This is a genomic window from Caballeronia sp. LZ065 (genome assembly GCF_031450975.1).
In the GTDB taxonomy this organism is placed as follows: Bacteria; Pseudomonadota; Gammaproteobacteria; order Burkholderiales; family Burkholderiaceae; genus Caballeronia.
Genome location: NZ_JARUXV010000001.1, coordinates 3,006,785 through 3,019,451, shown reverse-complemented (window position 1 = coordinate 3,019,451; position 12,667 = coordinate 3,006,785). Strand labels below are relative to the sequence as shown.

Genomic DNA, 12,667 nt, shown 5'->3' with positions numbered 1-12,667 from the left:
CCATGGCCAAAGACGATGTTATCCAGATGCAGGGTGAGGTCATCGAAAACCTCCCCAACGCTACTTTCCGGGTGAAATTGGAAAATGGCCATGTCGTCTTGGGTCATATTTCCGGAAGAATGCGGATGCACTACATCCGCATTCTTCCGGGCGACAAGGTTACGGTTGAATTGACGCCTTACGATCTGTCTCGTGCACGGATCGTGTTCCGGGCGAAGTGATTTGAAAAAAGGGTAATATCATGAAAGTGATGGCATCGGTTAAGCGCATTTGCCGCAATTGCAAGATCATCAAGCGCAAGGGCGTTGTGCGCGTGATTTGCAGCTCTGATCCGCGCCACAAACAGCGTCAAGGCTGAACGCCGCGCTTTTGCTTGCGCTTTTTGTTTGAGGAAAAACAATGGCTCGTATCGCAGGGGTTAACATCCCGAATCACCAGCATACCGAGATCGGCCTGACGGCAATCTTCGGCATCGGTCGCACGCGTTCGCGTGGCATCTGCACCTCCGCTGGTGTTGAATTTTCGAAGAAGGTCAAGGACCTCACTGACGCAGACCTCGAAAAGCTGCGTGACGAAGTGGGCAAGTTCATCGTCGAAGGCGACCTGCGTCGTGAAGTGACGATGAACATCAAGCGCCTGATGGACTTGGGTTGCTACCGCGGCATGCGCCATCGCAAGGGTCTGCCCCTGCGTGGCCAGCGTACGCGCACGAATGCCCGTACGCGCAAGGGTCCGCGTCGTGCAGCGCAATCGCTGAAGAAGTAAGCGGAACTGACAGTTACAGGAAAACGTAATGGCTAAGGCTTCGAACAACTCCGCGGCGCAACGCGTTCGCAAGAAGGTCAAGAAGAACGTCGCCGAGGGCGTGGTTCACGTTCACGCGTCGTTCAACAACACCATTATCACGATCACCGACCGTCAAGGTAATGCGCTGGCATGGGCAACCTCCGGTGGTCAGGGCTTCAAGGGTTCGCGTAAATCGACCCCGTTTGCAGCCCAGGTCGCAGCCGAATCGGCAGGCCGTGTGGCAATGGAATACGGCGTGAAGAATCTCGAAGTGCGGATCAAGGGCCCCGGTCCTGGCCGTGAATCGGCGGTGCGCGCGTTGCATGGTCTTGGCATCAAGATCACCGCGATCTCCGATGTGACGCCGGTTCCGCACAACGGTTGCCGTCCGCCGAAGCGCCGTCGTATCTAAGTCGACGACGCGACCGCATGTTTCCTGTCGATGCGCGAGTATCGGCGGGTTTCGTGCGTTATGAAGTTTTGACTAAGCCCACCGTTCGACCCAAAGGGTTCGGACTAGCGCAGATGGACGTTGCAACTGACGTCTGCGTGATCAATTTTTAAGGATGCAAAGTGGCACGCTATACCGGTCCCAAAGCCAAGCTGTCCCGCCGTGAAGGCACTGATCTGTTCCTGAAGAGCGCACGCCGTTCGCTCGCCGACAAGTGCAAGCTCGACAGCAAGCCCGGCCAGCATGGCCGCACCTCGGGCGCGCGTACGTCCGACTACGGCACCCAGTTGCGCGAAAAGCAGAAAGTGAAGCGTATTTACGGCGTGCTGGAACGTCAGTTCCGCCGCTACTTCGCTGAAGCCGATCGCCGCAAGGGCCCGACGGGCGAAAACCTGCTGCAGTTGCTCGAGTCGCGTCTCGATAACGTGGTGTATCGCATGGGCTTCGGCTCGACGCGCGCAGAAGCACGTCAGCTCGTCAGCCACAAGTCGATCATGGTGAACGGCCAGGTCGCCAACATCCCGTCGCTGCAAGTCAAGTCGGGCGACGTCGTGTCCGTGCGCGAACAATCGCGCAAGCAGGCCCGTATCGTCGAAGCCCTCTCGCTTGCAGAGCAAGGCGGTATGGCGAGCTGGGTCTCGGTCGATGCAAAGAAGTTCGAAGGCACGTTCAAGTCGATGCCCGAGCGTAGCGACATCGCCGGTGACATCAACGAAAGCCTGATCGTCGAATTGTATTCGCGTTAATCGCGGCGGTAACGGATGGACAGCCGGGGAGCCTGATTGCTCGTGGCAAGAGGTGGCCTCGGCTGTTTATTTTCAGGTTGTCACCGGTCAGCCTTATCGGTGTAACGAGCCGAGGGTATTGAAAAGGAAAACCTATGCAAACCAGTTTGTTGAAGCCCAAGATCATTGCAGTTGAATCGCTTGGTGAGAACCACGCGAAAGTGGTTATGGAGCCGTTCGAACGCGGCTATGGCCACACCTTGGGTAATGCGCTTCGGCGTGTGCTGCTGTCGTCGATGATCGGCTACGCGCCGACCGAAGTGACGATCGCAGGCGTCGTGCACGAATACTCGACGCTCGACGGTGTGCAAGAGGATGTGGTCAACCTGCTGTTGAACCTGAAGGGTGTGGTCTTCAAGCTGCATAACCGCGACGAAGTCACGGTCACGCTGCGCAAGGAAGGCGAAGGCCTTGTTACGGCCGGGGACATCGAGCTCGCGCACGACTGCGAGGTCATCAATCCCGGGCACGTGATTGCGCACCTTTCGAAGGGCGGCAAGCTCGACGTGCAGATCAAGATCGAGAAGGGCCGCGGGTATGTGCCGGGCAACGTGCGCCGCTACGGCGAAGAGTCGGCCAAGATCATCGGCCGCATTGTGCTGGACGCTTCGTTCTCGCCGGTTCGCCGCGTGAGCTACGCAGTGGAAAGCGCGCGTGTCGAGCAGCGTACCGACCTCGACAAGCTCGTCATGAACATCGAAACCAATGGCGTGATCTCGCCGGAAGAAGCGATCCGCCAGTCGGCCCGCATTCTGGTCGATCAGCTGTCGGTGTTCGCCGCGCTGGAAGGCACGGAAGCGGCTGCGGAAGCACCGTCGCGTGCACCGCAGATCGATCCGATCCTGCTGCGTCCGGTCGACGACCTCGAACTCACGGTTCGTTCGGCGAACTGCCTCAAGGCCGAGAACATCTACTACATCGGCGACCTGATCCAGCGCACGGAAAACGAGCTGCTGAAGACGCCGAACCTGGGCCGCAAGTCGCTGAACGAAATCAAGGAAGTTCTGGCTTCGCGTGGTCTGACGCTCGGCATGAAGCTCGAAAACTGGCCGCCGGCTGGTCTCGACAAGTAAGAACGAAGTCTCAAGCGTTACTGGCAAGGACGCGGATTTCCTTTAAAATCCGCGTCTTGCTTTTTTGTTCGACCGGCCCGTGCACCCCATTCGATTTCTCGGGGCGCAATAGAAGAGCTGGCTCTAAACTCGTTAAGGAACTCAAATGCGTCATAAGCATGGTCTGCGGAAACTGAACCGCACGAGCAGCCATCGTCTGGCAATGCTCCGCAATATGTCGAATTCGCTCATCGAGCACGAAGTCATCAAGACGACGCTCCCGAAGGCCAAGGAACTGCGCAAGGTCGTCGAGCCCCTCATCACGCTGGGCAAGAAGCCGTCGCTTGCGAACCGTCGCCTGGCGTTCAATCGCCTGCGCGATCGCGATTCGGTCACGAAGCTGTTCGACGTGCTCGGCCCGCGCTACGCAAGCCGTCCGGGCGGCTACCTCAGCATCCTGAAGTTCGGTTTCCGCGTCGGCGACAACGCACCGATGGCACTGGTCCAGCTGATGGATCGTCCGGAAGTCGAAGAAGCGGACGACGTGCAAGAAGCCGAATAAGTTTCGCTGCAGCATGTATTCACGAAAAGGCCAGGCTCGCAGCTTGGCCTTTTTGCTTTTCGGCGGCGTCCTTCGGGGCTGCTTCCTTCCGGCTGCGGCGTTTCAGCGCGCCGGACGTTCGAGGTGAGCCTTCCCCCTCGATGCTACGATACGCAAGATGCCGCGCCGCCGTCCTGGAGTTGCCGAGTGAACGTTCCCGTTGTGTTGATGCTGTCCACGCTGCCCGATGCAGCCGCCGCGGACACGCTCGCGCAAGCAGCGCTCGAAGCGCGCCTCGCGGCGTGCGTGACGAACCTGGGCGCCGTGGCCTCGCACTATCATTGGAAGGGTGCGTTGGAAACCGCGCACGAGGTTCAGTTGCTGTTCAAGACGAGCGTCGCGCGGGCGGACGAACTGCAGCGCTTCGTGAGCGCCCGACATCCTTATGAAACACCCGAAATCCTCATCTGGCAGGTGGATGCATCGCCGGATTATGGCCATTGGGTCACCGCAGAAACGCAGCGCCCTATTCATGTTTGAGCTTCCTCGTTTTGTCGCGCGCCGGATCCTCGCCGCGTTCCTGCTTCTCACCGCGTTCGTGTTGCTGTCGGCAGGCGCTCACGCCGCCGACGACTTCCTCGATCCCTCCGTCGCCTTCAAGTTCAGCGCGTCTGAAAAGCCCGGTGAGGTTGACGTGCGCTACAAGATCGCGGACGGCTACTACATGTATCGCGAGCGGTTCGCGTTCGCAGTGAAGAGCGGCGGCGCGACCATCGGCGCAGCACAACTGCCGCCAGGAAAAGTCCACTTCGATCAGACGTTCAACAAGGACGTCGAGACCTATCGCGGCGAGTTGTTGATCCGCATTCCCGTCACGCAAGCGAAGGCGCCATTCGAACTCGCAGTGACTTCACAGGGATGCGCGGACCAGGGCATTTGTTATCCGCCGATGGAGAAGACGTATCGCGTGAAGGGCGATGCTCTCCAGCCGGTCGCAACGGTTAGCACACCGTCCACGGACACCCACACGTCGTGGTTCGAACGCGCGACAAGCGCCGACTATGCGCAGTCCATGCTGGAGGGCGGCGGCTTCTTCACGGTCGTCGGCTTGTACTTCTTGGCGGGCACGGTGCTGAGCCTCCTGCCGTGCTCGTATCCAATGATCCCGATCCTCTCCGCGATCATCGTCGGCGAGGGCGCGCGCGTAACGCGGACGCGCGGATTCACGCTGTCGGTGTCGTATGTGATCGGCATGGCGCTCGTCTATACCGTGCTCGGCATCGCGGCCGCGCTGGTCGGCCAAGGTCTCGGCGCGTGGCTGCAAAATCCATGGGTGCTCGGCGCGTTTGGCGTGCTGCTCGCGGCCTTTGCCGTGGCGCTCATCTCCGGAATGGACATCGCGCTGCCCGAACGCTGGCAGAGCGGCGTGAATCAGGCGTCGCAAAAGCGCAGCGGCGGCAAGTTCGCCGCCGTGGCGGTCATGGGCGCGCTGTCGGCGCTGGTCGTCGGCGCGTGCATGACGGCGCCGTTGTTCGCCGTGCTCGCCTTCATCGCGCATACGGGCAACGCGCTGCTCGGCGGCGCGGCGCTGTTCGCGATGGGCATCGGGCTCGGCGTGCCCTTGCTCGTGATCGGGCTCGGCGCGGGTTCCATCCTGCCGCGCGCCGGCGTCTGGATGGACGGCGTGAAGGTGTTCTTCGGTGTCGTGCTGCTGGCGGCTGCGCTGTGGATCGTCTGGCCGGTGCTCGGCGGTTCCGTGCAGATGCTGCTGGCCGCATTGTGGCTGTTGATTGCGGCGGCGGCGCTCGGACTGTTTTCACCGGGCGGAAGCGCGCCTATCGGCATCTGGAAGCGACTCGGACGCGGCCTGGGCGCGGCGTTGGCGATCTGGGCAGCCTCGCTGATCGTGGGGCTCGCCGCCGGTTCGACCGATCCCTTGCGCCCGCTCGCCGTACTGGCCGCGCGAGGCGACGCTTCAGCGGCAGCGAGCGCCCAGACGCCAGGACCGGTCTTCGCGCCCGTGCGTTCGTCGGCGCAACTGGACACGGCGGTGAAAGCGGCGGCGCGGCCCGCCATGCTCGATTTCTATGCCGACTGGTGCGTGTCCTGCAAGGAAATGGAGAAGCTGACCTTCTCCGATGCCCGCGTGCAGGCGCGCCTCGCACAGCTCAATCTGCTGCGGGCCGACGTGACCGCCAACAACGCCGACGATCAGACCCTGCTCAAGCGCTTCGGTCTGTTCGGGCCACCGGGCATCATCTTCTTCGACGCACAAGGCAACGAAGTCGCACGCGTGGTTGGCTACGAATCGGCGGACACGTTCCTGAAGAGTCTCGACAAGCTCGCTCCGACAAACGGTTAAAAAAGAAGGGCGATGCCGTCAAGCATCGCCCTTCGTTCATCGCGTCAGCACAGCGTCAGCGTTATTTCGATGCCCGCAGAATCCTCGCCGCATCGAGCGCGAAGTAGGTCAGCACGCCATCGGCGCCTGCGCGCTTGAACGCGAGCAGTGCTTCCATCATCACCTTGTCGTGGTCGATCCAGCCGTTCTGCGCGGCGGCCTTGATCATCGCGTACTCGCCGCTCACCTGATACGCATACGTCGGGAAGCGGAACTCGTCCTTCACGCGCCGCACGATATCCAGATACGGCATGCCCGGCTTGACCATCACCATGTCCGCGCCTTCCTCGATGTCCATGCGCACTTCGCGCATGGCTTCGTCGGTGTTGGCCGGATCCATCTGATACGTCATCTTGTTGCTCTTGCCGAGATTCGCCGCCGAGCCGACGGCATCACGGAACGGACCATAGAACGCCGACGCGTACTTCGCCGCGTAGGCCATGATGCGCGTGTGAATGTGGCCATCGCTTTCGAGCATCTCGCGAATCGCGCCGATCCGGCCGTCCATCATGTCCGACGGCGCCACGATGTCCACGCCCGCCTCAGCCTGCGTGCGCGCCTGCTCGACGAGAATCTCGCTGGTCTCGTCGTTCTTCACATAGCCTTCTTCGTCGAGCACGCCGTCCTGGCCGTGGCTCGTGTACGGGTCCAGCGCGACGTCGGTGAGCACGCCGAGCATCGGGAAGTTCTTTTTCAGCTCGCGGACGGCGCGCGGGATCAGACCTTCGGGATTGGTGGCTTCGCGGCCGTCGGGCGTCTTGAGCGACGGCTCGATCGCCGGAAACAGCGAAAGCACTGGCACGCCCAGTTCGACGCATTGCTCCGCGACCTTCATCAGCAGGTCGACGGACGTGCGTTCGACGCCCGGCATCGACGGCACGGCCTGACGCTCGTTCGCGCCTTCAACGATGAAAACGGGATAGATGAGGTCGTTCGTGGTGAGGATGTTCTCGCGCATCAAACGGCGCGAGAAGTCATCGCGGCGCATGCGGCGCGGGCGATGATGGGGATAGAAGCTCATGTTCTTGACTCGAGTGAGTGATCTGCAGAGGATGCCAAAAAGCGACTTCGAAAACGTGTAAATCCTTGTCAAACAAGCACTTGGGCAGGTCTGAAACCGTTCCTGGTCGATGGTATATCATACCGATCGAGCGAGGCGCTTGTCGCTGGACTCCCCGCTTCTCCTCCCTGAGCGGGCGCCTGTCGGAATTCGATCAGGCTGTTAACCCGCCGTCATGCGGCGGGTTTTTTTATGTTCCGGCGTGCTGCCGATCCTTCATTCAGGCGTGCTTTCCTGCGCGTTCTCGCCCGCTTCCTTGGGCGTCAGCCAGCTTTCGATCAGTTCATGCGCTTCATCGAGGCCGGTGCGCTTGAGCGCGGAGAACAACTGGACGCTCAACTCGCCGCGATACCCTGCGTCCCGATACTCCGCGAATGATTTCTTGGTCGCGCGCAGCGTGTTGATCATCTCCTGTCGCGTCAATTTGTCGCATTTCGTGAGCAGGGCGTGGATCGGCTTTCCGGTGGGCGCAAACCAGTCGATCATGATGCGATCCAGCTCGGTCAACGGCCGGCGCGAGTCCATCATCAGGATCATGCCGCGCAGCTGCGCGCGGCTCTGCAGATAGGTGGAAAGCAGACGCTGCCAGTGTTCCTTCGCGGCACCGGGCACTTCGGCATAACCGTAGCCGGGAAGATCGACCAGATAGGCGGCCGGCGCGTCCTGCGGCCCGATGGCGAAGTAATTGATATGCTGCGTGCGCCCGGGCGTCTTGCTCGCGAAGGCGAGCCGCTTCTGGTTGCACAGGATGTTGATGGCCGTCGATTTCCCGGCGTTCGAGCGTCCGCCGAAGGCGATTTCGGGCTGCGGCGTGGGCGGCAGATCGCGCAGATGATTGACGGTGGTGAAGAAGCGGGATTGGTGAAGCAGGAATGACATGGGCGGGTTCCATCGAAGAAGCTGCGAAAACCAAAGCCTTGAGAACCCGGCAAATACTGGGCATGCCCCGACTGGCGTCTTTGCGTGCAGCGGGTTATTGTACAATACGACGGATTTTTGAAGATCAGCACGGGCACGCAAGACCCAAGCCGCAAGCGGCACCCACAGCTTTGTATGGGATCGGAGCGAGACACATTGGAGGCGTTCTGGCGCCTCATCGTTCGGCGAGTTCGGGACTCTTGCGGCGACCATTGATCGCCGTCGTTTTTTGCAGAACCTCACATTCTCACAAGACGAAAAACAGGGTACGCGAATGAACCGACTGTACAGGTCTCTGGTGGTGATTCGGGCAGCGGCGGCTTTCGGTGCAGGTTTGAGTGGTCTGGCGGTATCGATGTCAGTGAACGCGGCCGAGCCCGCGCAGCCGGCCAAGCCGGATGCCACGAGGGGGCAGGCCATCGCCACGCAGGTGTGCGCGGCATGTCACGGGGCAGACGGCAACAGCGCCGGCGCGGCGTTCCCGAAGCTCGCGGGGCAGCACGCCGAGTACATCGTCAAGCAGTTGAAGGATTACAAGACGCAGCCGGGCGCAAAGGCGCCGGCGCGTAACAATCCGATCATGGCGGGCATAGCGGGCGCGCTGTCGGATCAGGACATGTTGAACGTCGCAGCCTACTTCTCGCAACAGAAGGCCAAGCCCAATTACGCGCGAGACAAGAACGATGTCGCGCTGGGTCAGAAGATCTATCGCGGCGGTATTGCGGACAAGGGCGTACCGGCCTGCGCCGCGTGTCACGGCGCCACGGGCATGGGCATTCCGGTGCAGTATCCGCGGCTGTCGTGGCAGTGGGGCGATTACACGGTTGCGCAGTTGAATGCGTTCGCATCGGGACAACGCGCCAACAGCGAGCCCATGCACCAGATCTCCTCGCGCCTGAATGAAGCGGAGATGAAGGCAGTAGCCGACTATATCGCCGGGTTGCATTGATCGCGATGAGCAGTAGCACAACCAGCGCACTATAAAAACGCAGCAGTCAGCGTCCAGCGGTTCCCAGCGCGCATAACGGGAATCGCCCATACTACGAAGCCGGTCCCGGACACGTCCGAGAAGACCGGCGCGAAAACAAGAAAAAGGGTGGGACGTCGGTCGGATCGACCGTCAGCGTCTCCACCCTTTTTTGCTGTCCAGCCGGAGTTTGAATGAGCGTCACCACATCGGGAATGCAGTCGAAGTCGAGTCGCCGCGCCGTCAGGCATTTCGTCGAACTCGTGAGTTCGATGCGCTTCGCCATCGCCTTGCTGGTCATCCTGGCCATCGCGAGCATCATCGGCACCGTGCTCACGCAGGACGACCCGTATCCCAACTACGTCAATCAGTTCGGTCCGTTCTGGGCGGACATCTTCCGCGGCCTCAGCATCTACACCGTGTACAGCGCATGGTGGTTCATGCTGATCCTGATCTTCCTCGTGATCTCGGTGTCGCTGTGCGTGATCCGCAACGGCCCGAAGATGATTGCGGACCTCAAGAGCTGGAAAGATCGCGTACATGAAGGCGGCCTGCGCGCGTTTCATCACAAGGGCGAATTCGCGGTGTCCGCGGATCGCGCGCACACCGCGGCCACGCTCGAACGCCTCTCGGCGAAGATGGGCTACCGCACCGTCACGCGCCAGACCGACACGGGCGCCACGCTCATCGCCGGCAAGCGCGGCGCGATGACGAAGATCGGCTACATTTCAGCGCACCTCGCGATCGTGGTGATCTGTCTCGGCGGCCTGCTCGACAGCAACCTGCCCATCCGCCTGCAAATGTGGATGTTCAACAAGTCGCCGATCAACAGCAACGCCGTCATCAACGACATTCCCCCCGAGCATCGCCTGTCCACGTCGAACCCGACCTTCCGTGGCTACGCGTGGGTGCCGGAAGGGCAGTATGTCGGCACGGCCATCCTGAACCAGCCGGAAGGCTCGGTCATCCAGGACCTGCCGTTCTCCATCCAGCTGAACAAGTTCATCGTCGATTACTACTCGACCGGCATGCCGAAGCTGTTCGCCAGCGACATCGTCGTGATCGATCACAAGACGGGCAAGCGCATCCCGGCGCGCGTCGAAGTGAACAAGCCCTTTACCTACGACGGCATCTCGATCTACCAGTCGAGCTTCCAGGACGGCGGCTCGAAGCTCGACATGACCGCATGGCCGATGACCGGCAGCAGCGCCAAGACCGAGCCGTTCACGGGTACGATCGGCGGCACGGCGCCTATCGGCACGCAGTTCAAGGCCGCCCAGGGCGAAACGGTCGAGTTCACCGACTTCCGCGCCATCAACGTCGAGAACATGACGGACGGCAACGGCGCACCGGACGCGCGTGGCGTTGGCAAGAAGGAAACCTTGCGCGATGCCTTCGACGAACGCCTGGGTTCCGGCGCGAAGACTTCCCGGCCGACCGACCTGCGCAACATCGGTCCTTCGGTGCAATACAAGGTGCGCGGCACCGACGGCCAGGCGCGCGAGTACAGCAACTACATGCTTCCGGTCGATGTCAGCGGTCAGCAGATGTTTCTTGCCGGCATGCGTCTGAGCCCGAACGATCCGTTCCGCTACCTGCGGATTCCCGCCGACGAGCAGGGCACGGTCAAGCAATGGATGGACTTGCGCGCGGCGCTCGCGAATCCGGCGACGCGTACCGAGGCGGCGCACCGCTTCGCACTGCGTTCGGTGCCGCAGGAAAATGTCGAGTTGCAGAAGCATCTGGAGGAAAGCGCGATTCGCGTGCTGAACCTGTTCGCGGGCGCGGATGAATCGGGCAAGGCTGCTGAGAATCCGCAGATGATTGGCGGCTTTCAGAGCATCGCGGGGTTCATCGACAAATCGGTGCCGAAGACCGAACAAGAGAAAGCCGCGGGCCTGCTAATGCGCATGCTCGAAGGCGCGATGTGGGACGTCTGGCAGATTTCGCGCGAGCAGAACGGCCAGCCCGCCGCGAAAGTGGACGAGAAGAACAGCGCGTTCATACAGTCTTCGCTCAATGCGCTTTCCGACAGCTTTCTGTACGGTTCTCCGGTCTTTCTGCAACTGGACACCTTCAAGCAGGTGCAAGCTTCGGTATTCCAGTTGACGCGCGCGCCGGGTAAAAATCTGGTGTATCTTGGCAGCCTTCTGCTGGTAGTCGGCATTTTCTCGATGTTCTACGTGCGCGAACGGCGCTTGTGGTTCTGGCTCAAAGACTCAGGACAAGGCGGCGCCAGCGTGCTGATGGCGATGTCCACGGCGCGCCGCACGTTCGACTTCGAGAAGGAATTCGTGCAGACGCGCGCGCGGATTGCCGCCGCGCTCGACGCCCAACCCGCCGCGCCGGCTGACGCGGCCCCGCCATCGGATGCGTCCGGGCATTCGCAATCCGAGTCATCGAACTCGGAAGTTTCAACACGGTAAGATCATGGACCTCACACAGTCTTCCTCCCACGCCCCTCTCAAAACCGATCGTCCCGCTTCGGGTCTCCCCGATGTCGCCGCTTTCGACGATCGCCCGTTTCTCCGCAGGCTCACCGTCATCGACTGGCTGTTTGCGCTCGCCATGGTCGCGGGCGCGGGTTTCGCGCTGAACCGCTATCACGCGCACATGGACGTGTATGACATGGCGGTGCTGGTCGCCGCCGTGCCGACCTTCGTCACGCTCGGCTGGCGCTGGAAACCGGTGCGTCTGCTGATCGCGATGATCGCGGTGATGTCGCTGTTTTCCATCCAGCTGTATCAACACGACCTCGCGCGCGCCGACACCAACTTCTTCCTCAAGTATTTCCTGTCGAGTCAGTCGGCGATCCTGTGGATGAGCGCGCTGTTCGTGCTGGCGACGGTGTTCTACTGGATCGGCCTCGTGACGCGCTCGCAGACGGGCGGCGCGATCGGTTCGCGCATGACCTGGTTCGCGGTGCTGATGGGCTTCACCGGGCTGATGGTGCGCTGGTACGAGTCGTACCTGATCGGCACGGATGTCGGCCACATTCCCATCTCGAACCTGTACGAAGTGTTCGTGCTGTTCTGCCTGATCACGGCGCTGTTCTACCTTTACTACGAACAGCATTATTCGACGCGGCAAATGGGCGCATTCGTGCTGCTCGTGATCAGCGCGGCGGTGGGCTTCCTGATGTGGTATTCGATCGCCCGCGACGCGCAGCAGATCCAGCCGCTCGTGCCCGCGCTGCAAAGCTGGTGGATGAAGATCCACGTGCCGGCGAACTTCATCGGCTACGGCAGCTTCGCGCTGTCGGCGATGGTGTCGGTGGCCTATCTCGCCAAGCAACGCGGCTTCCTGGCAGACCGCCTGCCGCCGCTCGAAGTGCTCGACGACGTGATGTACAAGTCGATCGCCGTCGGCTTCGCGTTCTTCACCATCGCGACGATTCTTGGCGCGCTGTGGGCCGCGGAAGCCTGGGGCGGCTACTGGAGCTGGGACCCGAAGGAAACCTGGGCGCTGATCGTCTGGCTGAACTACGCGGCCTGGCTGCACATGCGCCTGATGAAGGGCCTGCGCGGCGCCGCAGCCGCGTGGTGGGCGCTGACGGGTCTGGTCGTCACGACGTTCGCGTTCCTCGGCGTGAACATGTTCCTGTCCGGCCTGCACAGCTACGGCAAGCTCTGATCGGTCGTGCCGTGAAGCGAGAGAAAAACCGCCATGCATCCTGCTGGCGGTTTTTTTATGCGACGCTGGAATA

14 protein-coding genes are annotated in these 12,667 nt (G+C 61.4%); 12 read left to right on the top strand and 2 right to left on the bottom strand.

From position 1 onward, the window contains the following. Nucleotides 1–2: 2 nt before the first annotated feature. From infA to dsbD, 9 genes are all read left to right on the top strand, one after another. The gene (gene infA / locus QCE63_RS13940; protein WP_049654198.1) at nt 3–221 is read left to right on the top strand and encodes a translation initiation factor IF-1; all 219 of its coding nucleotides are present in this window, start codon (nt 3–5) and stop codon (nt 219–221) included. 20 nt (nt 222–241) lie between these two features. After that, complete coding sequence (gene rpmJ, locus QCE63_RS13935) at nt 242–358, top strand: 50S ribosomal protein L36 (RefSeq protein WP_004199844.1); 117 nt, start codon at nt 242–244, stop codon at nt 356–358. 41 nt (nt 359–399) lie between these two features. Then, on the top strand, nt 400–765 hold the full coding sequence (gene rpsM / locus QCE63_RS13930; protein WP_309833588.1) for a 30S ribosomal protein S13: 366 nt from the start codon (nt 400–402) through the stop codon (nt 763–765). A gap of 28 nt (nt 766–793) precedes the next feature. Next, nucleotides 794–1,198: a 30S ribosomal protein S11 gene (gene rpsK, locus QCE63_RS13925; protein WP_006052224.1), complete on the top strand. Its 405-nt coding sequence runs from the start codon at nt 794–796 to the stop codon at nt 1,196–1,198. Between the two features lie 161 nt (nt 1,199–1,359). After that, on the top strand, nt 1,360–1,983 hold the full coding sequence (rpsD, locus tag QCE63_RS13920; RefSeq protein ID WP_309810351.1) for a 30S ribosomal protein S4: 624 nt from the start codon (nt 1,360–1,362) through the stop codon (nt 1,981–1,983). 134 nt (nt 1,984–2,117) lie between these two features. Further along, nucleotides 2,118–3,095: a DNA-directed RNA polymerase subunit alpha gene (locus QCE63_RS13915; RefSeq protein WP_309833587.1), complete on the top strand. Its 978-nt coding sequence runs from the start codon at nt 2,118–2,120 to the stop codon at nt 3,093–3,095. Between the two features lie 145 nt (nt 3,096–3,240). Continuing rightward, entirely contained in the window at nt 3,241–3,636 is a 396-nt protein-coding gene (gene rplQ / locus QCE63_RS13910) for a 50S ribosomal protein L17 (protein WP_309833585.1), read from the top strand. A gap of 186 nt (nt 3,637–3,822) precedes the next feature. After that, nucleotides 3,823–4,155, top strand: coding sequence for a divalent-cation tolerance protein CutA (cutA, locus tag QCE63_RS13905; RefSeq protein WP_309833584.1), 333 nt, complete (start codon nt 3,823–3,825; stop codon nt 4,153–4,155). Further along, nucleotides 4,148–5,977, top strand: a complete 1,830-nt coding sequence (dsbD, locus tag QCE63_RS13900; protein ID WP_309833583.1) for a protein-disulfide reductase DsbD — start codon at nt 4,148–4,150, stop codon at nt 5,975–5,977. Before cutA ends, dsbD begins: the two co-directional genes overlap by 8 nt. A 61-nt stretch (nt 5,978–6,038) precedes the next feature. Here dsbD and hemB read toward each other — a convergent pair whose 3' ends face one another. Beyond that, nucleotides 6,039–7,037 (bottom strand): porphobilinogen synthase, encoded by a 999-nt coding sequence (gene hemB, locus QCE63_RS13895; RefSeq protein ID WP_309833581.1) that lies wholly within the window; start codon nt 7,035–7,037, stop codon nt 6,039–6,041. Nucleotides 7,038–7,292: 255 nt separating this feature from the next. Further along, nucleotides 7,293–7,955 carry a ribosome biogenesis GTP-binding protein YihA/YsxC gene (gene yihA, locus QCE63_RS13890; RefSeq protein ID WP_309833579.1) on the bottom strand — a complete coding sequence of 221 codons (663 nt, stop codon included), beginning with the start codon at nt 7,953–7,955 and terminating at the stop codon, nt 7,293–7,295. A 313-nt stretch (nt 7,956–8,268) separates the two neighbouring features. Here yihA and QCE63_RS13885 point away from each other — a divergent pair, with 313 nt between their 5' ends. The 3 genes from QCE63_RS13885 (at nt 8,269) to ccsB (ending at nt 12,594) form a co-directional block, all read left to right on the top strand. After that, on the top strand, nt 8,269–8,943 hold the full coding sequence (locus QCE63_RS13885) for a c-type cytochrome (RefSeq protein ID WP_309833578.1): 675 nt from the start codon (nt 8,269–8,271) through the stop codon (nt 8,941–8,943). A 212-nt stretch (nt 8,944–9,155) separates the two neighbouring features. After that, nucleotides 9,156–11,387 carry a cytochrome c biogenesis protein ResB gene (locus tag QCE63_RS13880; RefSeq protein ID WP_309833577.1) on the top strand — a complete coding sequence of 744 codons (2,232 nt, stop codon included), beginning with the start codon at nt 9,156–9,158 and terminating at the stop codon, nt 11,385–11,387. Nucleotides 11,388–11,391: 4 nt separating this feature from the next. Continuing rightward, nucleotides 11,392–12,594 carry a c-type cytochrome biogenesis protein CcsB gene (ccsB, locus tag QCE63_RS13875; RefSeq protein WP_309833576.1) on the top strand — a complete coding sequence of 401 codons (1,203 nt, stop codon included), beginning with the start codon at nt 11,392–11,394 and terminating at the stop codon, nt 12,592–12,594. Nucleotides 12,595–12,667 lie beyond the last annotated feature (73 nt).

What these genes read in the sequence shown, in the direction of transcription:
- infA (WP_049654198.1), top strand. Translation starts at nt 3, where the DNA reads ATGGCCAAAGACGATGTTATCCAGATGCAGGGTGAGGTCATCGAAAAC.
- rpmJ (WP_004199844.1), top strand. Translation starts at nt 242, where the DNA reads ATGAAAGTGATGGCATCGGTTAAGCGCATTTGCCGCAATTGCAAGATC.
- rpsM (WP_309833588.1), top strand. Translation starts at nt 400, where the DNA reads ATGGCTCGTATCGCAGGGGTTAACATCCCGAATCACCAGCATACCGAG.
- rpsK (WP_006052224.1), top strand. Translation starts at nt 794, where the DNA reads ATGGCTAAGGCTTCGAACAACTCCGCGGCGCAACGCGTTCGCAAGAAG.
- QCE63_RS13915 (WP_309833587.1), top strand. Translation starts at nt 2,118, where the DNA reads ATGCAAACCAGTTTGTTGAAGCCCAAGATCATTGCAGTTGAATCGCTT.
- rplQ (WP_309833585.1), top strand. Translation starts at nt 3,241, where the DNA reads ATGCGTCATAAGCATGGTCTGCGGAAACTGAACCGCACGAGCAGCCAT.
- dsbD (WP_309833583.1), top strand. Translation starts at nt 4,148, where the DNA reads ATGTTTGAGCTTCCTCGTTTTGTCGCGCGCCGGATCCTCGCCGCGTTC.
- hemB (WP_309833581.1), bottom strand. Translation starts at nt 7,037, where the DNA reads ATGAGCTTCTATCCCCATCATCGCCCGCGCCGCATGCGCCGCGATGAC.
- yihA (WP_309833579.1), bottom strand. Translation starts at nt 7,955, where the DNA reads ATGTCATTCCTGCTTCACCAATCCCGCTTCTTCACCACCGTCAATCAT.
- QCE63_RS13885 (WP_309833578.1), top strand. Translation starts at nt 8,269, where the DNA reads ATGAACCGACTGTACAGGTCTCTGGTGGTGATTCGGGCAGCGGCGGCT.
- QCE63_RS13880 (WP_309833577.1), top strand. Translation starts at nt 9,156, where the DNA reads ATGAGCGTCACCACATCGGGAATGCAGTCGAAGTCGAGTCGCCGCGCC.
- ccsB (WP_309833576.1), top strand. Translation starts at nt 11,392, where the DNA reads ATGGACCTCACACAGTCTTCCTCCCACGCCCCTCTCAAAACCGATCGT.